21 protein-coding genes are annotated in these 20,464 nt (G+C 73.9%); 12 read left to right on the forward strand and 9 right to left on the reverse strand.

The features are described 5' to 3' along the window. Positions 1-139: 139 nt before the first annotated feature. Positions 140-697, reverse strand: a complete 558-nt coding sequence (locus FHE66_RS11645; protein WP_139073130.1) for a small multidrug efflux protein — start codon at positions 695-697, stop codon at positions 140-142. A 261-nt stretch (positions 698-958) separates the two neighbouring features. Here FHE66_RS11645 and FHE66_RS11650 point away from each other — a divergent pair, with 261 nt between their 5' ends. From FHE66_RS11650 to FHE66_RS11665, 4 genes are all read left to right on the forward strand, one after another. Continuing rightward, positions 959-3,676: an AAA family ATPase gene (locus FHE66_RS11650; RefSeq protein WP_139073131.1), complete on the forward strand. Its 2,718-nt coding sequence runs from the start codon at positions 959-961 to the stop codon at positions 3,674-3,676. A gap of 74 nt (positions 3,677-3,750) precedes the next feature. Continuing rightward, complete coding sequence (locus FHE66_RS11655; protein ID WP_218013704.1) at positions 3,751-4,437, forward strand: NAD(P)H-binding protein; 687 nt, start codon at positions 3,751-3,753, stop codon at positions 4,435-4,437. Positions 4,438-4,575: 138 nt separating this feature from the next. Next, a complete protein-coding gene (locus tag FHE66_RS11660) occupies positions 4,576-6,189 on the forward strand; it encodes an ABC-F family ATP-binding cassette domain-containing protein (protein ID WP_139073132.1) in 1,614 nt (537 codons plus the stop codon). Continuing rightward, entirely contained in the window at positions 6,186-6,914 is a 729-nt protein-coding gene (locus tag FHE66_RS11665) for a DUF72 domain-containing protein (protein ID WP_139073133.1), read from the forward strand. Before FHE66_RS11660 ends, FHE66_RS11665 begins: the two co-directional genes overlap by 4 nt. 12 nt (positions 6,915-6,926) lie before the next feature. Here the strand turns inward: FHE66_RS11665 and FHE66_RS11670 are convergent, their stop codons facing one another. Next, positions 6,927-8,132, reverse strand: a complete 1,206-nt coding sequence (locus FHE66_RS11670; protein ID WP_176554753.1) for an MFS transporter — start codon at positions 8,130-8,132, stop codon at positions 6,927-6,929. Between the two features lie 48 nt (positions 8,133-8,180). Between FHE66_RS11670 and FHE66_RS11675 the strand changes: the two genes are divergently transcribed. After that, positions 8,181-8,888: a FadR/GntR family transcriptional regulator gene (locus FHE66_RS11675; RefSeq protein WP_139073135.1), complete on the forward strand. Its 708-nt coding sequence runs from the start codon at positions 8,181-8,183 to the stop codon at positions 8,886-8,888. On the opposite strand, the gene FHE66_RS11680 is transcribed toward FHE66_RS11675, so the two are convergent. From FHE66_RS11680 to FHE66_RS11690, 3 genes are read right to left on the reverse strand one after another with little or no spacing between them, the layout of a single operon-like run. Then, positions 8,845-9,666, reverse strand: a complete 822-nt coding sequence (locus FHE66_RS11680) for an SURF1 family protein (protein ID WP_139073136.1) — start codon at positions 9,664-9,666, stop codon at positions 8,845-8,847. The two genes, FHE66_RS11675 and FHE66_RS11680, sit on opposite strands and share 44 nt — an antisense overlap. Then, on the reverse strand, positions 9,663-9,884 hold the full coding sequence (locus FHE66_RS11685) for a hypothetical protein (RefSeq protein WP_139073137.1): 222 nt from the start codon (positions 9,882-9,884) through the stop codon (positions 9,663-9,665). The genes FHE66_RS11680 and FHE66_RS11685 overlap by 4 nt, the downstream gene beginning before the upstream one ends. Next, positions 9,881-10,207 (reverse strand): DUF3099 domain-containing protein, encoded by a 327-nt coding sequence (locus FHE66_RS11690; protein ID WP_230976568.1) that lies wholly within the window; start codon positions 10,205-10,207, stop codon positions 9,881-9,883. The genes FHE66_RS11685 and FHE66_RS11690 overlap by 4 nt, the downstream gene beginning before the upstream one ends. A gap of 82 nt (positions 10,208-10,289) precedes the next feature. Here FHE66_RS11690 and fabG point away from each other — a divergent pair, with 82 nt between their 5' ends. The 3 genes from fabG to FHE66_RS11705 are packed head-to-tail and all read left to right on the forward strand — an operon-like array spanning position 10,290 to position 12,304. Then, positions 10,290-11,006, forward strand: a complete 717-nt coding sequence (gene fabG / locus FHE66_RS11695; RefSeq protein ID WP_139073138.1) for a 3-oxoacyl-ACP reductase FabG — start codon at positions 10,290-10,292, stop codon at positions 11,004-11,006. A 23-nt stretch (positions 11,007-11,029) separates the two neighbouring features. Then, a complete protein-coding gene (gene fabI, locus FHE66_RS11700) occupies positions 11,030-11,797 on the forward strand; it encodes an enoyl-ACP reductase FabI (RefSeq protein WP_139073139.1) in 768 nt (255 codons plus the stop codon). Next, on the forward strand, positions 11,798-12,304 hold the full coding sequence (locus FHE66_RS11705) for a histidine phosphatase family protein (RefSeq protein ID WP_139073140.1): 507 nt from the start codon (positions 11,798-11,800) through the stop codon (positions 12,302-12,304). 109 nt (positions 12,305-12,413) lie between these two features. On the opposite strand, the gene FHE66_RS11710 is transcribed toward FHE66_RS11705, so the two are convergent. The 3 genes from FHE66_RS11710 to glgC all read right to left on the reverse strand — a co-directional run bounded on the left by FHE66_RS11710 (position 12,414) and on the right by glgC (position 15,551). Then, positions 12,414-13,286: an alpha/beta fold hydrolase gene (locus tag FHE66_RS11710; RefSeq protein WP_139073141.1), complete on the reverse strand. Its 873-nt coding sequence runs from the start codon at positions 13,284-13,286 to the stop codon at positions 12,414-12,416. Positions 13,287-13,359: 73 nt separating this feature from the next. Continuing rightward, on the reverse strand, positions 13,360-14,250 hold the full coding sequence (gene serB, locus FHE66_RS11715; RefSeq protein ID WP_255303712.1) for a phosphoserine phosphatase SerB: 891 nt from the start codon (positions 14,248-14,250) through the stop codon (positions 13,360-13,362). Positions 14,251-14,294: 44 nt separating this feature from the next. Then, positions 14,295-15,551: a glucose-1-phosphate adenylyltransferase gene (glgC, locus tag FHE66_RS11720; RefSeq protein WP_139073142.1), complete on the reverse strand. Its 1,257-nt coding sequence runs from the start codon at positions 15,549-15,551 to the stop codon at positions 14,295-14,297. A 70-nt stretch (positions 15,552-15,621) separates the two neighbouring features. Here glgC and glgA point away from each other — a divergent pair, with 70 nt between their 5' ends. Further along, positions 15,622-16,836 (forward strand): glycogen synthase, encoded by a 1,215-nt coding sequence (gene glgA / locus FHE66_RS11725; protein WP_139073143.1) that lies wholly within the window; start codon positions 15,622-15,624, stop codon positions 16,834-16,836. Between the two features lie 8 nt (positions 16,837-16,844). On the opposite strand, the gene FHE66_RS11730 is transcribed toward glgA, so the two are convergent. Then, complete coding sequence (locus FHE66_RS11730; RefSeq protein ID WP_139073144.1) at positions 16,845-17,666, reverse strand: hypothetical protein; 822 nt, start codon at positions 17,664-17,666, stop codon at positions 16,845-16,847. Positions 17,667-17,715: 49 nt separating this feature from the next. Between FHE66_RS11730 and FHE66_RS11735 the strand changes: the two genes are divergently transcribed. The 3 genes from FHE66_RS11735 (at position 17,716) to FHE66_RS11745 (ending at position 20,345) form a co-directional block, all read left to right on the forward strand. Next, positions 17,716-18,504, forward strand: a complete 789-nt coding sequence (locus FHE66_RS11735) for an ABC transporter ATP-binding protein (RefSeq protein WP_139073145.1) — start codon at positions 17,716-17,718, stop codon at positions 18,502-18,504. Between the two features lie 61 nt (positions 18,505-18,565). Continuing rightward, positions 18,566-19,012, forward strand: a complete 447-nt coding sequence (locus tag FHE66_RS11740; protein ID WP_139073146.1) for an NfeD family protein — start codon at positions 18,566-18,568, stop codon at positions 19,010-19,012. Between the two features lie 7 nt (positions 19,013-19,019). After that, positions 19,020-20,345, forward strand: coding sequence for an SPFH domain-containing protein (locus FHE66_RS11745; protein WP_139073147.1), 1,326 nt, complete (start codon positions 19,020-19,022; stop codon positions 20,343-20,345). Positions 20,346-20,464: the final 119 nt, after the last annotated feature.

Here is a 20,464-nt window from a genome sequence, read left to right on the forward strand (position 1 = left end):
GCACGATCCAGCTCTCGGCGGGAAGGGGCCCCTCCGGGGACCTTCCTGCGCCGAGAGCTGGATCGTGCACGGTCGTGGGTGGTCGGTCTCGGGGCGGGGCGGCAGGGCCGTGGCGGCCGGCTCCCCACAGGGGCGGGGGTCAGGAGACACCGACCACGTAGGTGAGGGCTGCCCACACCGAGACGGTGCTGATGGTCGTCCAGAGCACGATGGCGACGGCCTGCCAGAGCAGGACCCAGCGCCGCGAGGTCCCGCCGCCGACGAGGATCGCCGACGTGACCTGGGTCGGGACGGCGAGCGGGCCGAGGATGCTCGCGCCGGGCACTCCGAACCGCAGGAGCCACCTGTTGAAGCGGGCACGTCCCTTGGACTGCGGCCTCGCGGGCGTCTCCTCGAGGGCCGACGCCGGCATCGCGCCCGCACCGACCGGCACCGGCCGCAGCCGCCGGTCGACGACCGCGGTCCTCGCCCGTGCGGTCACCGCCACGACGACGAGGACGCTGAGGAAGTTCCCGGTCGCGGCGGCGACGCCCGCGACGATCGGGTTGATCCCGCCGGCGATGCCGATCAGGGAGGCGACCTCGCCCTCGACGAACGGGATCACTCCCGCGAGCGCGACGATGAGCGGTTGCAGGGCCTCGGGCACCTGGGCGACGAGCTCCTGGAAGTTGATGATGAGTCGTTCGATGGCATTCATGGTCGTTCCTCTCGTGTGTCGTGTGGCTGGACGGACGTGCGGCGCCGGGGGGACGAGCCGGGCGGCCGGTGGTGGCCGGTCTCCCGGGGTGACCCGTGGCGATGCCGCCACGCTCGCAGCGGTCGACCGTCGCTCGCGTCGGTGACAACCACCTACGCAGGCACGGTCGTGCGGCCCGCGGACCCGGCCACCTCGTCCCACCGGAACCGCTACGGTTGGCGGCGAACCGGCCGTGGACGGGGGGACGACCTGACTGATCTCGTGGGCCGGCGCGCCGAGCGCGACACGGTCGAGAAGCTGCTGTCCCTGGCGCGCGCCGGGCACAGCGGCTGCCTCGTCGCCCGCGGCGAGGCAGGCATCGGCAAGACCGCCCTGCTCGAGCACGCGCGGCGGTCGGCGCTCGCCTCGGGGTTCCGGGTGGAGGACCTCGTCGGCGTGGAGTCCGAGGCGCAGCTCGCGTTCGCGGGTCTCCACCAGCTGTGCGCCACCCTCCTGGACCGCACCGACACGCTGCCGGAGCCGCAACGCGCCGCTCTCGGCGTCGCGTTCGGCATCCACGGCGGCGCTGCCCCGGACCTGTTCCTCGTGGGGCTGGCCGTCCTCACGCTCCTGGCCGAGGCCGCCGAGGACGGGCCCGTGCTCTGCCTCGTCGACGACGCGCAGTGGCTGGACGAGGCCTCGGCGCAGGTCCTGGCCTTCGTGGCCCGCCGCCTGGGCGCCGAACGACTGGCGATCCTGCTCTCGGTGCGCGACCCGGACGAGGGTGGGGCGCGCGCGTTCTCCGGCCTGCCCGAGCTCCGGCTGGAGCCGCTCGGGGAGCCCGAGGCCCGGGCGCTGCTCGACGGAGCGGTGCGCGCACCGCTGGACGACGAGGTGCGTCTGCGGATCCTCGCCGAGGCGCACGGCAACCCGCTCGCCCTCCTCGAGCTGCCCCGCACCATGGGCCCGGACGGCCTCGCGGGCGGGTTCGGGCTGCCCGGTGCGCGCAGCGTCCCCCACCGCGTCGAGGAGAGCTTCCGGCGCCGCTCGCACGGGCTTCCCCCCGAGACGCAGCAGCTGCTCCTCGTCGCCGCGTGCGAGCCGACCGGTGACGTGGCGCTGCTGTGGCGCGCGGTCGAGCACCTCGGTGTCGCCCGCGAGGCGGCGACCCCGGCGGAGGCCGCCGGGCTGCTGGAGATCGGCTCGCGGGTGCGCTTCCGGCACCCGCTTGTGCGGTCGGCGGTCTACGGGGCCGCCTCAGCGCCCGATCGCCGCCGGGCCCACGGCGCGCTGGCCGAGGTCACCGACCCAGCGACGGACCCGGACCGCCGCAGCTGGCACCGCGCCCTGGCGGTGCTCGGGCCCGACGAGGAGGCCGCCGAGGCGCTGGAGGTCTCCGCCGCACGGGTGCGCGCCCGCGGCGGGCCGGCCGCCGCGGCCGCGTTCCTGCAGCGCGCGGCCGAGCTCTCCACCCACCCCGCCGACCGCGCGAGGCGGGCGCTGGACGCCGCCTACGCCAAGCACGAGGCAGGCGCCCCCGACGCCGCGCTGGAGCTGCTGGCCCTGGCCGGGGCGGGCCCGCTGGACGACCTCGCACGATCTCGTCTCGAGCTGCTCCGCGCCCAGGTCGGGCTGTACCGGAGCCGGGACGGTGACGTGCCCGGGTCCCTGCTCCGGGCCGCACAGGCACTCGCGCCGCTCGACGCGAGCCTCGCTCGGGAGACCTACCTGCACGCGCTGGACGCGGCACTCGTCACCGGAGGTACCGCGCACGGCGCGGTGGAGGTGGCGACGGCCGCCCGGGAGGCACCGGCACCGGCTGGGCTGCCCAGGCCCGCCGACCTCCTGCTCGACGGGCTCGTGACGACGCTGACGAGCGGGCACGCGGCGGGCACGCCCGCGCTGCGCCGGGCCCTGGAGGCGTTCTGCGTCGACGGGCGCGCAGACCCCAGCGGCGACCGCTGGCTGCGGCTCGCGGGCCGCAACGCGGTGGCGATCCTCGACGACGAGCTCCTGCACACGCTGGCCACCCGGCACGTGCGGCTGGCGCGCGAGGCCGGCGCGCTGACCGCCCTGCCCGACGCCCTGCGGTTCCTGTCCATCGTGTCGGTCCTCATGGGGCAGCTCACGCGGGCCGGCGAGCTCGCCACCGAGGCGACGGCGATCACGCACGCCACGGGTGGCGCCCAGCTGCGTCACGCCCACGTCATCCTCGGTGCCTGGCGCGGGGACCAGGCGGGGACCGCGGAGCTCCACGTCCATGCCCTCCACGACCCCGCCGGTGGCGGCACGGAGGCCGCCCTGGCCGAGTACGCGCTCGCAGTGCTCCACAACGGGTCGGGCAGCTACGCCCTCGCGCAGGACGCCGCGCAGCGGGCGCTGACGTCGCAGGAGCTGGCGCTGTCCAACCTCGCCCACATCGAGCTCGTCGAGGCGGCGGCCCGTGCCGGGCGGCCCGAGGCCGCGAGCGCGGTGCTCGAGCAGCTGTCCGTCCGCGCCAGGGCGAGCGGCACCGCGTGGGCCGCCGGGATGGCGGCACGGTCCCAGGCCCTGACGAGCACCGGAGCAGCCGCCGAGGCCGAGTACCGCGAGGCCCTCGACCAGCTCGGGCGGACCCGGATGGGCGGGTACCTCGCCCGTACCCACCTCGTCTACGGCGAGTGGCTGCGCCGCGAGGGCCGCCGCCGCGACGCCCGGGAGCAGCTGCGCACGGCCCACGAGCTCCTCCTCGACATGGGCGCCGACGGGTTCGCCGCCCGCGCCGCCCGCGAGCTCAAGGCGACGGGCGAGCACCCGCGCGCGCGGTCCGCGCAGCCGGTCGACGAGCTCACCACCCAGGAGCTGCACGTCGCGCGGCTCGTGGCGACGGGAGCGACCTCCCGGGAGGTCGGCGCGCAGCTGTTCCTCAGCCCGCGGACCGTCGAGGCCCACCTGCGCACCATCTTCCGCAAGCTCGGGATCACCTCACGTCGCCAGCTCAGCACGCTCGACCTGCCCTGACCACCCGGCAACCGGACCACGCTAGGTGGCTCCTACCGACGCGGAGCCGGGCGGCGACGGGGAAGCCTGGACCGATGGACACCGACCTCCTCACCCGCCCCGCGAGCGGACCGCTGAGGGTCTTCATCATCGGCGTGAGCGGGACGGTCGGGAGGCTCCTCGTGGGACACCTCCTCGACCGGGGCGACGACGTCGTGGGACTGGTCCGACGGGAGGAGCAGCGGGCGGCGTTCTCCGCGCTGGGGGTCACCGTGCACGTGGGCCAGCTCGCGGACCTGACCGCCGACTCGCTCGCGCCCATGCTCAGCCGCACCGACGTCCTCGTCTACGCCGCCGGCTCGAACGGGGTCTCGCGCCAGGCGGCGGCCGCCGTCGACGGCCAAGGTGTGGTGACGGCCCTGGAGGCGGCGGGCCTGGCCGGCGTCAACCGCTTCACCCTGGTCTCCGTGCTTCCCGAGGCCCGCCGCGCGCAGCACCTCGGGGAGGACGTCGAGTTCTACTTCGCTGTGAAGAAGCTCGTCGACGTGACGGTGAGCGCGAGCGACCTGGACTGGCTGATCCTGCGCCCGTCGCAGCTCGTCGACCGCGCCGGGACCGGGGGGATCGCGCTCGGCCCCGCCCAGCCGGACGACGAGGTCCCGCGTGAGGACGTGGCCGCCACGCTCGCCGAGCTGCTCCACGAGCCGAGGGTCCGCAGGCGCATCCTCGAGGTCACCCAGGGCCTGACACCCGTCGCGCGCGCGGTGGCCGACCTCCTGTGACGAGCCCGCCCGGTGCTGCCGGGGAGTGCCGCGCCTCACCTGCCGGGAAAGGGCTGGCAGCCCCGCCGTAGACTGATGGGCGCCGCGCGACCGTCGTCGGCGGCACCCACCCCACGCACCAGGTTCTGAGGTCTGCCCGTGATCACCGCCCACGACGTCTCCATGCGCATCGGCGCCCGCGAGCTGATCCACTCGGCGACCTTCCGCGTCGACGCCGGGATGCGCATCGGCCTGGTCGGGCGCAACGGCGCTGGGAAGACGACCCTCACCAAGCTCCTCGCGGGACAGGACGCGACCTCCGGCGTCGTCCAGCACACCGGGACGATCACCCGCACCGGCGAGATCGGCTACCTCCCGCAGGACCCGCGGACCGGCGACCTCGACGTCCTCGCCCGGGACCGGGTCCTGTCCGCCCGCGACCTCGACGGCATCCTGCGCCGCATCCGCAAGGCGGAGACGGACATGGCGACGAAGACCGGGGACGCCCAGGAGAAGGCGATCGAGCGCTACTCCCGGCTCGACGCGGAGTTCTCGGCCCAGGGCGGCTGGGCCGCGGAGTCCGAGGCCGCGCGCTTCACCTCCAACCTCGGCCTGCCCACCCGGGTCCTGGACCAGCCGCTGCACACCCTCTCGGGTGGTCAGCGACGCCGGGTCGAGCTCGCCCGCATCCTCTTCTCCGGTGCGCAGACGCTGCTCCTCGACGAGCCGACCAACCACCTCGACCACGACTCGATCGTCTGGCTGCGGGACTACCTCAAGTCCTACTCCGGCGGCCTCATCGTCATCAGCCACGACGTCGAGCTGCTGCGCGAGACCATCAACACCGTCTTCCACCTCGACGCGAACCGCGGTGAGCTCGACGTCTACAACCTCGGCTGGGACGCCTACCTCAAGCAGCGGGAGCAGGACGAGCGCCGCCGTCGCAAGGAGCGCGCGAACGCGGAGAAGAAGGCCTCCGTCCTCCTCGCCCAGGCGGACAAGATGCGTGCCAAGGCCACCAAGGCCGTCGCCGCGCAGAACATGATCCGGCGCGCCGAGCGGATGGTCGCCGGGCTGGAGCAGAGCCGCCAGGCGGACAAGGTGGCCCACCTGCGCTTTCCCGACCCCGCCCCGTGCGGGAAGGTCCCGCTCACCGCCGAGGGCCTGTCGAAGTCCTACGGCTCCCTCGAGGTCTTCACCGACGTCGACCTCGCCATCGACCGGGGCGCCAAGGTCGTCGTCCTCGGCCTCAACGGCGCCGGCAAGACGACGCTGCTGCGCATCCTCGGCGGGGTCGAGAAGCCGGACACCGGCGAGGTGGTGCCCGGCCACGGCCTGAAGATCGGGTACTACGCCCAGGAGCACGAGACCCTCGACGTCGAGCGCACCGTCGTGGAGAACATGCGCTCCGCGGCGCCCGACCTCACCGACACGCAGGTGCGCTCGGTGCTGGGCTCCTTCCTCTTCTCCGGGGACGACGCCGAGAAGCCCGCCAAGGTCCTGTCCGGCGGGGAGAAGACGCGCCTCGCGCTCGCCGTCCTCGTCGTCTCCTCTGCCAACGTCCTGCTCCTGGACGAGCCGACGAACAACCTCGACCCGGCGTCCCGTGAGGAGATCCTCGGCGCGCTGCGGACCTTCACGGGCGCCGTCGTCCTCGTCACCCACGACGAGGGTGCGGTCGAGGCGCTCGAGCCCGACCGCGTCCTCCTCCTGCCCGACGGCGACGAGGACCTCTGGAGCGACGCCTACTCCGAGCTCATCGCCCTGGCGTGAGCGTCCACGTCGGCACGTCGGGCTGGAGCTACGACCACTGGGCCGGCGTGCTGTACCCCCACGGCCTGCCCCCGCACGAGCGGCTGGGCCGCTACGTCCAGGCGTTCGGCACGGTCGAGCTCAACGCGAGCTTCTACCGCTGGCCGCGGGACGCGACGTTCGCGGGCTGGGACCGGCGCACCCCCGAGGGCTTCGTCCTGTCGGTCAAGGCGCCCCGGGGCCTGACCCACGCCAAGCGGCTCTACGCACCCGAGCGGTGGGTGGAGCGGATCTCCGGCGCGTGGCACGAGCTCGGTGCGACCCGTGGGGTCCTGCTCGTCCAGCTCGGGCCGGGACAGGAGCGCGACGACGCACGCCTGGACTACTTCCTCTCCCGCCTGCCGTGGTGGGTGCGGGTGGCCGTCGAGCTGCGCCACCCCAGCTGGCACGACGAGGACGTCTACCGGCTCCTCGAGGCCCGCGGCGCGGCCTACTGCGTGATGAGCGGGGCGAACCTGCCCTGCGTGCTGCGCGCCACCGCCCCGTTCGTCTACGTGCGGCTGCACGGGCCGGACCACCACCACCTCTACGGCGGGTCCTACGACGAGGACTCCCTGCGCTGGTGGGCCGACCGGGTGCGCGAGTGGGAGGGGTCCGGGCGCGACGTGCTCGTCTACTTCAACAACGACGGCGACGGCAACGCGGTGCGCAACGCCGGCCGGCTGCGCGAGCTGCTGGGCCGCTGAGCCCGCGGGCCCTCAGTCGACGAAGCGCGGCCGGCAGGCGAACCACCCGGCGACCACCCCCGGCACGGCCGTCGCCGCGAGCACGAGGAGCGGCACCGACCAGGAGCCGGTCGCCTCGCGCAGCAGTCCCAGCCCGACCGGACCGACGCACGCCAGCCCGTAGCCGATGCCCTGGACGAAGCCGGACACCGCCGAGGCGGACTGGGCCGTCCTCGTGCGGCGGTTGACGAGGGTGAGGCACAGCGGGAACGTGCTCACCCCGATCCCCAGCGCGCACACCCACACCGCGGTGCCCTCGAGCGGGGAGAGGAGCAGTCCGAGGTACCCGCCCACGAGCACCACGGAGCACGCGACGACGACGGGGAACGGGTTGGTCATGCGGGTCGCGACGTGGGGGACCACCAGCGCCGCGAGGACGCCCCACGCCGAGTACAGGCCGACCATGGACCCGCCGAGCTCCGCGCTGCCGCCCGCGTCGGTGAGCACGGCCGGCACCCAGGTGATGATCGCGTAGTTCGACAGCGACATCATCGCGAAGAGCACGACCAGGCCCCGGACGGTGCCGGACCGGCTGATCCGCGACGTCGGACGCGTCGCGGTGGCTGCGGGCGTGTGGTGGTGGTCGGCGGGCAGCCGCAGGGTGAGGACGAGCCAGACGACCGCGGCCAGCGCGATCGGTCCGGCCCAGATCCCCACCGAGAGCCGCCAGCCGGCGGCCTGGGCCACCGGCACCGCGAGCAGCGGGGCGACGAACTGTCCGGTCTGCAGGAGCAGCAGGTAGCACGAGGTCCACAGGGCGACGCGGTCGGCGAACCAGGCCTTGACGAGCGGGACGATGACGACGTTCGCCGCCCCGATCCCGCCCAGCGCGAGGACGGTCGAGACCACGACGAGCGCCGGGGTCGGGGAGGCCGCCCGTGCGAGCAGCGACACGGCGGTGAGCGCGAGCGCCGCCGCCGCGGTCCGCTCGAGCCCGAACCGTCGCGTCACGGCGGGTGCGAGGAACCCGAAGACGCCGAAGGTGGCCGCCGGGATCGTGCCGAGCACGCCGGCGAGGACGACCCCGAAGCCGAGGTCGGCACCGATGGTCTCCAGGAGCGGGGTGAAGCCGGTGACGGCCGTGCGCAGGTTGATCGCGGTGAGGGCGATGGCGAGCCCGGCGAGGACGGTGAGGCGCCCGCGCGCCGCGGTGGTCCGGTCGGGGGAGAGGGTCCTCACGTAGACTCCACACTGAGATCGACGGATGATGGGATTGTAGGATGAATCGTGGCTGAGTCTGGCACGGCGCGACCGCTGCGTCGAGAGGGTCTCGTCGGGCAGGCGGCCGCACGCTTCCGCGAGGAGGTCGTCTCCGGGCGCTGGCCCGTCGGGGACAAGATCCCCACCGAGGCGGACCTCGCGGCGACGTTCGGGATCGGGCGGAACACGGTCCGCGAGGCGGTGCAGTCCCTCGTCCACGCCGGGCTGCTGCGCCGCGAGCAGGGCCGCGGCACCTACGTCATCTCGAGCTCGGAGCTCAGCGGCTCACTGGAGCGTCAGCTCGCCGGCGGCACGCGCAGGCACTACCTCGAGCTGCGCCTCGCCCTGGACAGCACGGCGGCGTCCCTCGCCGCCCAGCACCGCACCGACGCCGACGTCGAGCTGCTCCGTCGCCTGCGCGACCGGCGCGAGGCGGCCTGGGCGAGTGACGACGTCGACCTCCGGACCGCCGCGGACCTCGACCTGCACCGCGCGATCGTCGCCTCGACCCACAACCCGCTGTACGTCCGGCTCTACGACGACATGCTCGACGTCTTCGCCCGGCACATGCGCGACGACGAGGGCGCCGACGAGGCGTCGGTACACCGGCTCCACGACGAGCTCGTCGAGGCCGTCGCGGCTCAGGACGCCGGGCGCGCCGCCGCTCTCGTCTCCGCGATCGTCGAGCCGTTCATGGGCCGACCGGCGGGCCCTGGCGCAGCTGCGCCTCGATGAGCGCGTCCTCCTCGTCCGCGTCGGTGCGCCGGCGCGACGGGCGGGCCGGCTGGGCCGGCGCGCTGCCCTCGGCCGCCTCCCGCCGGGCCAGGACGACGAACCCGACGAGCGTGCCCACGGCGAACACCCACCACTGAAACGCGTAGGACAGGTGGGATCCCGGCGTCGTCCCAGGGCGCGGGAAGGCGTGCAGACCGGCGGGCGCCGCCCCGTCCTCGCTCGTCGCCATGACGTACCCGTCGAGCAGGTCCGCGCCCTCGACGCCCGCGGCGGCGGCGACCGTCGCCGGGTCGATGCTGTACACCTGCCCCTCCGGGGCGGTCCGCGCGTCCGGGCTCTCCGCCTGGCGCACGCGCCCGACGAGGTCGACCTCGTCCGCCGGGTACGGGGGCGGGACCGGGGCACCGTCACCGAGGGGCAGCCAGCCGCGGTCGACGACGACGAGGCCGCCGTCGTCGGTGCGCAGCAGGGCGAGGACGCGGGCCGCAGCGTTCCCGTCGACGGGACGGTTGCGCACCGTCACCTGCTCCCCGACGTAGCTGCCCTCCAGGGCCACGCTGCGCCAGACGGCGTCGGCGGGGACCGCGCCGTCGGCCACGTCCGCGAGGGGGGCCGTGTTCAGGTCGTAGTTCGTCGTCACGAGGTCGTTCGCGGCGGCGCGGGTCTCGTGCCGGTCGAGCTGCCAGCGTCCCAGGAGGACGCACGCCGTGGCGACGACGACGGCGATCGCCGCCACCCCGAGCCAGCGGCGCGTGCGCAGGAAGGCCCAGCGGCTCATGTCTCGCTGACCGGCACGACCTCACGCAGGAAGGAGCGCTTCCCGAGGAAGGTCTCGAGGTGCTCGCGGTGCCCGTCGCAGGCCAGCCACGTCTTGCGGCGGTCCTCGGTGTGCAGCTTGGGGTTGTTCCACAGCAGGGCCCACCGAGCGGTCTCGCGGCAGCCCTTGGCGCTGCACACCCGCTCGTCCGGGCCCTCGGACGCGGCGAACGCGCTCACCTCAGGTAGCCACCTCTCAGGTCGACGGGCGGGAAGGTCCGGCGGGGTGCCCCGACCTCCGGCGCGCCCGGTGTCCCGATCAGGGTATCGGCTTCCTTCGGGCGCTCGGTCCCGGCGTTGGCGAGGACGACCGCGACGTACGGAACGAAGATCGCTCCCGCGGCCATGACCCAGCGCAGCCACCCCTCGGTGAAGTAGATCCCCACGAAGCAGCCCGTGCGGATCGACATCGAGATGAGGTAGCGGACGGCGCGCCCGTGGACGTCCTCGCTCAGCGACCTCCGCGCCGAGGTGATCGCGTGGACGCGGGCCTTCCTGCTCACTTGGCAAGGGTAGTCCTCGGACGCCTCCGCCGCTCCGGTGCTCCGGTCGGCTACCGTTCGACCGGGACACGGAGGAGGACACATGAACGACACCGAGCCACGCAGCGTGCTCGTCACCGGCGCCAGCCGGGGGATCGGCCGCGCCGTCGCCGAGGCGTTCGTCGCCGCGGGGGACCGCGTCGCGACGATCCACCGGGGCGGCGACCTGCCCGACGGTGTGCTCGGCGTGCGCGGCGACATGCGTGACACCGCCGCCGTCGACGCTGCGATCAGCGAGATCGAGGAGGCGCACGGCCTCGTCGAGGTGCTCGTCGCGAACGCCGGGATGACCCGCGACCAGCTCCTCATGCGGATGAGCGACGAGGAGTTCGAGGAGGTCCTCGACGTCAACCTCACCGGGGTCTTCCGCTGCGTGCGGCGCGTGTCCAAGGGCATGATCCGCAAGCGCGGCGGGCGGATCGTCCTCATGGGCTCGGTCGTCGGGATGTACGGCAACGCCGGCCAGGTGAACTACTCCGCGACGAAGGCGGGGCTCATCGGCATGGCGCGGTCCATCACCCGCGAGCTCGGCTCGCGCAACATCACCGCCAACGTCATCGCCCCCGGCTTCATCGACACCGACATGACCCGGGCGCTGCCCGACGCGCAGCAGGAGAAGCTGCGCGCCGCCATCCCCGCCGGCCGCTTCGGCGACGTCTCCGACATCGTCGGGGCCGTGCAGTACCTCGCCTCGCCCGCCGCCGCCTACGTCTCCGGGGCCGTCATCCCCGTCGACGGCGGACTCGGCATGGGCCACTGACCCCCGACAAGGAGACACACACCATGGGCCTTCTCGACGGCAAGACGCTGCTCGTCACCGGCGTGCTCAAGGACAACTCGATCGCCTTCCACGTCGCGCGCCTCGCCCAGGAGGAGGGCGCGACCGTCATCCTCACCTCGTTCGGCCGCCAGCTGCGCCTCACCCAGGTGACCGCCCGGCGCCTGCCGGTCGAGGCGCCCGTCGTCGAGCTCGACGTCACGAGCTCCGAGGACCTCTCCGCGCTGGCCGAGCGGGTGCGTGAGCACACCGACCACCTCGACGGCGTCGTCCACTCCATCGGCTTCGCGCCCCAGTCGGTCATGGGCGGCAACTTCCTCGCGGGGGAGTGGGCCGACGTCGCCACGGCGATGGAGGTCTCGGCGTTCTCCCTCAAGTCCCTGGCGGTGGCGACGCAGCCGCTGCTCACTCGGGGTGCGGGGATCGTCGGGCTCACCTTCGACGCGTCCTTCGCGTGGCCGGTGTACGACTGGATGGGCGTGGCCAAGGCGGCCTTCGAGTCCACCGCCCGCTACCTCGCGCGCGACCTCGGCCCCGAGGGGATCCGGGTCAACCTCGTCTCCGCCGGCCCGATCCGCACGACCGCTGCGACCTCCATCCCCGGCTTCGAGCAGATGGAGAGCGTCTGGGCCGAGCGCGCGCCGCTCGGCTGGGACGTCAAGGACGCAGAGCCGACCGCCCGCGCGGTCGTCGCGCTGTGCTCGGACTGGTTCCCCGCGACGACCGCGGAGATCGTCCACGTCGACGGCGGCGTCCACGCGATGGGGCAGTAGGTGACGGGCCGCACGCTCGTGCTGCTGCGCCACGCGCACGCCGAGCCGGAGACCAGCCTCGGCGACGCGCGGCGCACGCTGTCCGCCCACGGCCGGCGCCAGGCGGCGGCCCTCGGTCCGGTCCTCGCCGAGCAGCTGGGCCACATCGACGTCGCGCTCGTCTCGAGCGCGCTGCGCACGACCGAGACCTACAAGCTCGTCGCGAGCGGCCTGCCGGAGGCACCCGCCGCGGACGTGCGCGAGGAGCTCTACGCGGCCGGCCCTCGCGAGGTGCTCGCGCTCCTCGCGGAGGTCCCGGAGGACGTGGAGCAGGTGCTCGTCGTCGGCCACGAGCCGACGATCTCCTCCCTCGCGCACCTCCTCGACGGTGAACGCAGCGCCCTGGCCGAGATGCTGTTCCTGGGGATCAGCACCGCCAACGCCGCCGTCCTCGAGGTGCCGGTGCCGTGGGCGGACCTCGACCGTTCGACGGCCCGCCTCGTCAGGATCCTGCGCCCCGAGCTCTGAGCGCGGCCCCCGGCGGGATGTGCGCGCCGGTCCCGCGGAGGGACTGCTGATCGACACCTGTCCCGGCGTGTCGCCCCGTGTCTCCGACTTCGCGCAGACCGTCGGCCCGCTAGGAGGACGGTGTGTCCGCGAGGAAGTCGCTCAGCACCCGTGCGAGGTGGTCGGGGACGTGCTCGGCCATGTGGTGCCCGGACTCGATGCCGTGCCCGGTGACGTGCTCGGCCCAGCTCCGCCAGATTGCCAGGACATCGCCGTACAGGTCCTCGAGGTCGTCCTGGAGGGACCACAGCACCAACAGTGGTTGCTGAACACGCCGCCCGGCCTCCCGGTCGGCGCGCTCGTGGCCGGCATCGACGGTCAGCCCGGCCCGGTAGTCCTCCACCATGCCCCGGACAACCTCCGGGTCGTGGATCGCAGCCCGCCACTCGGCGTAGTTCTCGGTCCCCATTGATCGTGGGTCGCCGCGGTACCAGGAGTCCGGGTCTGCGGTGATGACGCGCTCCGGCACCTCGGGCTGAGCGTAGAAGAACCAGTGCCACCACGCGGTCGCGAAGCGGGCATCGGCACGGTCGAGGTGCTCGCTGATGGGCAAGCTGTCCAGCAGGGCGGCCCGGGTAACCCGGTCGGGGTGGTCCAAGGCCATCCGCAGGGCGACGTAGCTGCCACGGTCGTGCCCGACGACGGCGAACCGCCCGTGCCCGAGCCACTCCATCGCGGCCACCAGGTGCCGGGCACTGGCCCTCTTGGAGTGTGCCGCGTGGTCCGGCGCTGGTGGGGGCTTCCCGGACCGGCCGTAGCCGGGGAGGTCGGCGCAGACGACGGAGAATCCCTGCTCGACCAGCAGCGGCGCGACCAGGTGCCAGGTGGCGGAGGTACGGGGATGGCCGTGCAGCAGGAGGACGGCCGGACCGTCACCGCCGTGGCGCACGAACAGGTCCAGCCCGGCGGCCTCGACCAGCTCAGCGCGGAACCCCTCGAACACGCCAACACCCTGGCCCGCACCCGTCAGCTGTGCAACAGGCCGCGAGGGCTGCGCGGCCTGGGAGCGCCGGGCCTCAGCCGCCGAGGAGGCCGAGCACCGCGTCGAGGCGCGGGAAGGTGACGGCCGCGCGCGCCTGCTCCTGCACCACGGGCTTGGCGCAGTAGGCGACGCCGAGGCCGGCGGCGGCGAGCATGTCGAGGTCGTTCGCCCCGTCCCCGACGGCGACGACGCGGGCGAGCGGCACGCCGTCGGCCTGCGCCCACGCGCGCAGGTGGCGCTCCTTGGCCGCCCGGTCGACGACCGGCCCGGTCGTGCGGCCGGTGAGCCGTCCGCCGTCGACCTCGAGCCGGTTCGCCTCGACGTGGTCGATGCCGAGCTCCGCGGCCAGCGGGCCGACGACCTCGAGGAAGCCTCCCGACACGAGCCCGACCCGCCCGCCGCGCTCCTGGACGGCGGCGACGAGCTCGCGCGCACCGGCCGACAGCTCGACGGCGACGCGCACCTCCTCGAGGACCGCGACGTCCAGCCCGGCGAGGGTCGCCACCCGCTCCCGCAGGCTGGCGGCGAAGTCGAGCTCCCCGCGCATCGCCCGCTCGGTGACCTCGGCGACCTGCTCGCGGGTGCCGGCGTGCTCGGCGAGCAGCTCGATGACCTCGGCGGTGATGAGCGTGGAGTCGACGTCCATGACGAGCAGCCCGACGCCGTCGGCGGCCAGCGGCCCGGCGCTCACCCCGACGTCCACGCCCAGCGCCGTCGCCGGGGCGCGCAGCTCGGCGGCCAGGGCGACGTCGACGTCGGCCGCGGCACCGGCCAGCGGCACCCCGGTGAGCACCACCCCGGACCAGCCGGGGCGGGAGGTGTCGGAGACGACGACGTCGCCGGCGACCGTGCCGAGCAGCGCTCTCGCGTGCTCGACGAGGGACGGCGGGACGGGGCGGGCGGAGACGAGACCGATACGGATCACGCGCCACAGGCTACGGCGAACCGCACCCCGCCCGCGCCCGTGCCTCACCGCCGGACGGTGGCGCCCTTCGGCACGACGGTGATGCCCGACTCGGTGACGACGAACCCGCGCTCGAGGTCGCGCTCGAGGTCCACGCCCACCTGGGCGCCGTCGGCGATCCGCACGTTCTTGTCGATGATCGCCCGGTGGACGACGGCGTTGCGCCCGACGTCGACGTTGTCGAAGACCACCGAGTCGCGCACCGAGGACCACGAGTTGATCTTCGTCCCGGGGGAGATCACCGAACCCATGACCTCACCGCCGGAGACGATGACGCCGGGGGAGACGAGGGAGTCCAGAGCGTGCCCGAGGCGCTCCCGGTGGCCGTAGACGAACTTCGCCGGCGGCAGCCCGGCGTTGCCGGTGAACAGCGGCCAGTCCTGGTTGTAGAGGTTGAACACCGGGGAGACCGAGATGAGGTCCTGGTGGGCGTCGTAGTACGCGTCGATGTTCCCCACGTCGCGCCAGTAGCCGTGGTCCCGCTCGGACACGCCGGGCACGAGGTTGTCCTTGAAGTCGTAGACGCCGGCCTGGCCGCGCTCGACGAACCACGGCACGAGGCTGCCGCCCATGTCGTGCGCGGAACCCTGGTCCTCCGCGTCCACCCGCAGGGCCTCGATGAGCGCGTCGGTCGACAGGACGTAGTTGCCCATCGAGGCGAGCACCTCGCCCGGGGAGTCGGGCAGGCCCTCGGGGTCCTGCGGCTTCTCGAGGAACGCCCGGATCCGGCGCGGGTCGGCCGGGTCGACGTCGATGACGCCGAGCTGGTCGGCCAGGGCGATCGGCTGGCGGATGCCCGCGACCGTCATCGCGGCCCCGGAGTCGATGTGCTGCTCCACCATCTGGGAGAAGTCCATGCGGTAGATGTTGTCCGCACCGACAATGACGACGATGTCGGGCTGCTCGTCGTCGATGAGGTTGAGCGACTGGTAGATCGCGTCGGCGCTGCCGAGGAACCAGTGCTTGCCCACCCGCTGCTGCGCCGGCACCGGCGCCACGTAGTTGCCGAGGTGGGTCGACAGCCGCCACGTCTTGGAGATGTGGCGGTCCAGGCTGTGCGACTTGTACTGCGTGAGGACGACCACACGCAGGTAGCCGGAGTTGACGATGTTCGACAGGGCGAAGTCGATGAGCCGGTAGATCCCGCCGAACGGGACTGCGGGCTTGGCCCGCTCCTCGGTGAGGGGCATGAGTCGTTTGCCCTCACCTCCGGCGAGGACGATCGCGAGGACACGGGGCGAGTGGGGGCGCCGAGGGGACATGAGGCCGACTCTAGGGCTGCTTAGATGGTCATGCAGACATTTGAGCCGTTGCCAGGCCGAGGAGGTCACGATGCGAGTCGACATGCTCACCCGGGAGTACCCCCCGCAGGTGTACGGCGGTGCCGGTGTCCACGTCACCGAGCTCGCCCGGGTGCTGGGCACCCGCGCGGACGTTCGTGTCCACTGCTTCGGCGGTCCTCGCGAGGACGCCGGGGACCAGGTGCGCGGCTACTCCGACGTCACCGAGCTCGCCGGCGCGAACCCCGCGCTGCAGACCTTCGGCGTGGACCTCGAGATGGCCGACGGCGTCCGTGGGACCGACATCGTCCACTCCCACACCTGGTACGCGAACCTCGCCGGGCACCTCGGCGGGCTGCTCCACGGCGTGCCGCACGTGCTCTCGGCGCACTCCCTGGAGCCGCTGCGCCCGTGGAAGGCCGAGCAGCTGGGCGGCGGCTACGCGCTGTCCTCCTGGGCCGAGCGCACCGCCTACGAGGGCGCGGACGGGATCATCGCGGTGAGCGCCGGCATGCGCGAGGACATCCTGCGCGTCTACCCGTCGGTGGACCCGGAGAAGGTCGCCGTCATCCACAACGGCATCGACCTCACCGGCTGGCAGCGGCCCACGGGCGAGGAGGCGGAGCACGCCGAGCGGGTCGCCCGCAGCCACGGCATCGACCCGAGCCGCCCCGCCGTCGTCTTCGTCGGGCGCATCACCCGCCAGAAGGGCCTGCCGCACCTGCTGCGCGCCGCCCGCTCCCTGCCCGCGGACGTCCAGCTCGTCCTGTGCGCCGGCGCGCCGGACACCCCGGCCCTCGCGGCCGAGGTCCGGGCCGGCGTGGAGGAGCTGCGCGCGACCCGCTCGGGCGTGGTCTGGATCGACACCATGCTCCCGCGGCGCGACCTCATCGCGGTCCTCACCGCGTGCACCGTCTTCGTCTGCCCCTCGGTCTACGAGCCGCTCGGCATCGTCAACCTCGAGGCGATGGCCGTGGGCCTGCCCGTCGTCGGCAGCGCGACCGGCGGCATCCCCGAGGTCGTGGACGACGGCGTCACCGGCGTCCTCGTCCCCATCGACCAGGTCTCCGACGGCACCGGCACCCCCGTGGACCCGGAGCGTTTCGAGGCGGACCTCGCCGCCGCGCTCACCGCCGTCGCCGGCGACGAGCAGCGCGCCCGCGAGATGGGCGCCGCGGGCCGTCGCCGCGCCGAGGAGCACTTCTCGTGGGAGGCGATCGCCGAGCGGACCCTGGAGTTCTACGCGAGCGTGCTCGCCCGCCGCTGACCGACCCGTCAGCGGGCGCGGACCACGCCCCCGGAGACGTGGCTGACGCTCGCCGCGGCGAGCGCCCGCCGGGCCGTGTGCTCCAGGCCGCGCAGCACCTCGGCGCGTGCCGCTCCCTGCCGGGCCAGCACCGCGCCGCCGTCGTCCTCCAGCGCGAGCTGGACGATCGACAGCAGCCGCGCCGCCCGGACGAGCACCTCGACCCGCGCCGGCTCCAGGCCGGGCGGCAGCAGGTCGGTGGACAGGTCGTCGTGGAGCAGGTGCGCGGCCTGGCGCGCCACGTCCGGCCGCCAGCTCGCGAGGTCGAGGGCCTCGAGCGCCTCACCGGCCGTGACGAGGGCCTTGGCGATCTCCTGACGCGCCTGGCGCAGCGAGCCGACGAGGCCGAGCAGCGTCGGCACCGGGCGCTCGGCGAACGGGAAGGGGTGGAGGACCCAGCGCACGAGGGTGCCGGGCTCGAGGTCGCTGCCGAAGGACTCGACGTGCGGCACGACCGCCCACGAGCCGCCCTCGGTGCGGATGAGCAGGCACTGCCCGGCGTCGACGGCGTCGAGCAGCGCCACCCCGGGCAGGCCGGTGACGTGCCCGGGCACGGGCAGGACGGCGCCGACGTCGGTGACGCCCTGCCCCACGATCCGCCCGACCATCTCCCGCAGCGAGCGGACCGCGCCGTCGGGCCGGTCCATGACGTGGGTGTCGGAGCCTGCGACGGCCCGCAGGGCCGCCTCCATGAGCTGGTCGGGCACCTCACCGCTGCGTTCACCCGCGATGGTCACCGGAGGGAGCCAGAGTGCGGCGAGGACGGCGTGGGGGAGGACGAGTTCGGGCACGCCCCCACGGTAGACGCCCGGCGGGGGACGTGGCGGATAGGCTCGGAGCATGAGCAATGTGCTGCGCCTGGCGGACGTGACCCTGCGACGAGGAGCGAAGACGATCCTCGACGGCGTGGACTGGTCGGTGGACGACGGCCAGCGCTGGGTGGTGCTCGGCCCCAACGGCGCGGGCAAGACGACCGTGCTCCAGCTGGCCGCCGCGCGGATGTTCCCCACCGAGGGCACCGTGGAGATCCTCGGCGACCGCCTCGGCACCGTCGACACCTCCGAGCTGCGCACCCGCATCGGCCTCGCCTCCGCGGCCCTCGCCGACCGGATCCCCGGGCGTGAGCGGGTGCTCGACGTCGTCCTCACCGCCTCCTACGGCGTCACCGGCCGCTGGCGGGAGAGCTACGACGAGTACGACACCTCCCGCGCCCGCGACCTGCTCGCCGCCTTCGCCGTCGACCAGCTCGTCGACCGCCACTTCGGCTCGCTGAGCGAGGGCGAGCGCAAGCGCGTGCAGATCGCCCGCGCCCTCATGGCCGACCCGGAGCTGCTCCTCCTCGACGAGCCCGCAGCAGGGCTGGACCTCGGGGGCCGCGAGGAGCTCGTCGCGGCGCTCTCCGAGCTCGCGGGCGACCGGCGCTCACCCGTCATCGTCCTCGTCACCCACCACGTCGAGGAGATCCCGCCGGGCTTCGGCCACGCGCTGCTCCTGCGCTCGGGCACCGTCGAGGCGGCCGGACCGCTCGAGGAGGTCCTCACCCCGCAGCACCTCTCGCGCACCTTCGGCCTCGACCTCGAGGTCGAGCGGCACCGTGGGCGCTGGAGCGCCCGCGCGGCCGGTCGCTGAGCCGGAAGTCCGGCCCGGGGACCCGCCCCGGTCGGTAGGATCGAGCGCGAGGAGGACGACGATGGCGTGGTTGTGGTGGTTGGGCGGAGCCCTGGTGCTCGGCGTCGTGGAGATGCTCACGGTCGACCTCATCTTCCTCATGTTCGCCGGCGGTGCGCTGGCGGGCGGGGGAGTGGCGCTGCTCGGCGGCCCGCTGTGGGCGCAGATCGCCGCCTTCGCCGTCGTGTCGACCGTCCTGCTCGTCGCCGTGCGCCCCTGGGCGATCGGCTACCTCAAGCGCTCCACCCCCGACACCGTGACCAACGTCGCCGCGCACGTCGGGCGCACCGCCGAGGTGCTCATGGACGTCACCGACCGCGCCGGGCGGGTCAAGCTCGTCGGTGAGGTCTGGACGGCCCGCACCGCGGAGCCCGGCACCGTGCTGCCGACCGGCACCACCGTCCAGGTGGTGCGCATCGACGGGGCGACGGCGATCGTCGCGCCCGTGCCTGTCACCTACCCCGAATAGGAGCCTCGTGACCGACAACCCCGGTGGCCTCGTGCTCACCGTCGTCCTCGTCCTGCTCGCCCTGTTCGTCGTCGTCGCGATCTGGCGGGCGGTCCGGATCGTGCCGCAGGCCGTGGCGCTCATCGTCGAGCGGCTGGGCAAGTTCAACACCGTGATGTACGCGGGCCTGCACTTCCTCATCCCGTTCGTCGACCGGGTCCGCGCCGGTGTCGACCTCCGCGAGCAGGTCGTCTCCTTCCCCCCGCAGCCGGTGATCACCTCCGACAACCTCGTCGTGTCGATCGACACGGTCATCTACTTCCAGGTGACCGACCCCAAGGCCGCGACCTACGAGATCGCCAACTACATCACCGGTATCGAGCAGCTGACGGTGACGACGCTGCGCAACGTCATCGGCTCGATGGACCTCGAGCAGACCCTCACCAGCCGCGACCAGATCAACGGCCAGCTGCGCGGGGTGCTCGACGAGGCGACCGGCCGCTGGGGCATCCGCGTCAACCGGGTCGAGCTCAAGTCGATCGACCCGCCGCAGAGCATCCAGGGCGCGATGGAGCAGCAGATGCGCGCCGAGCGGGACCGCCGCGCCGCCATCCTCACCGCCGAGGGCGTCAAGCAGTCCCAGATCCTCACCGCCGAGGGCGAGAAGCAGTCCTCGATCCTGCGGGCCGAGGGCCAGGCACAGTCCGCGATCCTCCGGGCGCAGGGTGAGTCCCGCGCGATCCTCCAGGTCTTCGACGCCATCCACCGGGGCAAGCCCGACTCCAAGCTCCTCGCCTACCAGTACCTGCAGATGCTGCCGGAGCTGGCGAACAAGGAGTCGAGCAAGTTCTTCGTCATCCCGACCGAGTTCACCGCGGCGCTGGGCGCCATCTCCAAGGGCTTCGGTGGCGGTGGGCCGGTCGGCGGTCCCGACGACGACGACTCCGGCCCGAGGCCCGAGGTCGACTTCGGGCCCCACGGCAGCTCCATGGCGGCCGGCCTGGCCGCTGCGAGCCTCCAGGACCCGGACGAGGCGCTGGCCCAGGCCCGCAGCGAGGCGCAGCAGGCCACCTCGGAGGCGAACGCCGCGGGGGAGCGCTCGGGCCGGCCCTTCTCCGGCCCCGCCGAGCGCGGCCAGCGGCCGGCGGAGGACGAGCCGCAGGCCGGTGGCCGCCGTGCCGCCGACCAGTCGCGCTTCGCCCCGCCCCCGCCCACCGGCACGCCCGCGCCGCTGCCGCCGGTGGGGCAGCCGCCGGCCACGTCGCCGGAGCCGCCGAGCTCCCACCAGCCCGGCCCGACGGCGGGCCCGCCGAGCACGGTCGACCCGACGCAGGACCAGCCCCCGCAGCAGTAGGCCCGACGCCCGACGGCGCGCCGCCCACCCGGTGGCGCGCCGTCGTCGTGCGTGCATGCCGAGAGCGAAATCGGTCCGCGGGTGTCGGAGGGCCGACCTACCCTGGCCACAGCCCGACC

The organism is Georgenia sp. 311 (assembly GCF_006151955.1).
GTDB classification, from domain to species: Bacteria; Actinomycetota; Actinomycetes; order Actinomycetales; family Actinomycetaceae; genus Oceanitalea; species Oceanitalea wutianyii.

Excerpts from the sequence above, each read along its gene's own strand:
- FHE66_RS11680 (WP_139073136.1), bottom strand. The coding sequence starts at position 9,666 with ATGAGCCGCTGGGCCTTCCTGCGCACGCGCCGCTGGCTCGGGGTGGCG.
- FHE66_RS11655 (WP_218013704.1), top strand. The coding sequence starts at position 3,751 with ATGGACACCGACCTCCTCACCCGCCCCGCGAGCGGACCGCTGAGGGTC.
- FHE66_RS11735 (WP_139073145.1), top strand. The coding sequence starts at position 17,716 with ATGAGCAATGTGCTGCGCCTGGCGGACGTGACCCTGCGACGAGGAGCG.
- fabG (WP_139073138.1), top strand. The coding sequence starts at position 10,290 with ATGAACGACACCGAGCCACGCAGCGTGCTCGTCACCGGCGCCAGCCGG.
- FHE66_RS11740 (WP_139073146.1), top strand. The coding sequence starts at position 18,566 with ATGGCGTGGTTGTGGTGGTTGGGCGGAGCCCTGGTGCTCGGCGTCGTG.
- glgC (WP_139073142.1), bottom strand. The coding sequence starts at position 15,551 with ATGTCCCCTCGGCGCCCCCACTCGCCCCGTGTCCTCGCGATCGTCCTC.
- glgA (WP_139073143.1), top strand. The coding sequence starts at position 15,622 with ATGCGAGTCGACATGCTCACCCGGGAGTACCCCCCGCAGGTGTACGGC.
- fabI (WP_139073139.1), top strand. The coding sequence starts at position 11,030 with ATGGGCCTTCTCGACGGCAAGACGCTGCTCGTCACCGGCGTGCTCAAG.
- FHE66_RS11645 (WP_139073130.1), bottom strand. The coding sequence starts at position 697 with ATGAATGCCATCGAACGACTCATCATCAACTTCCAGGAGCTCGTCGCC.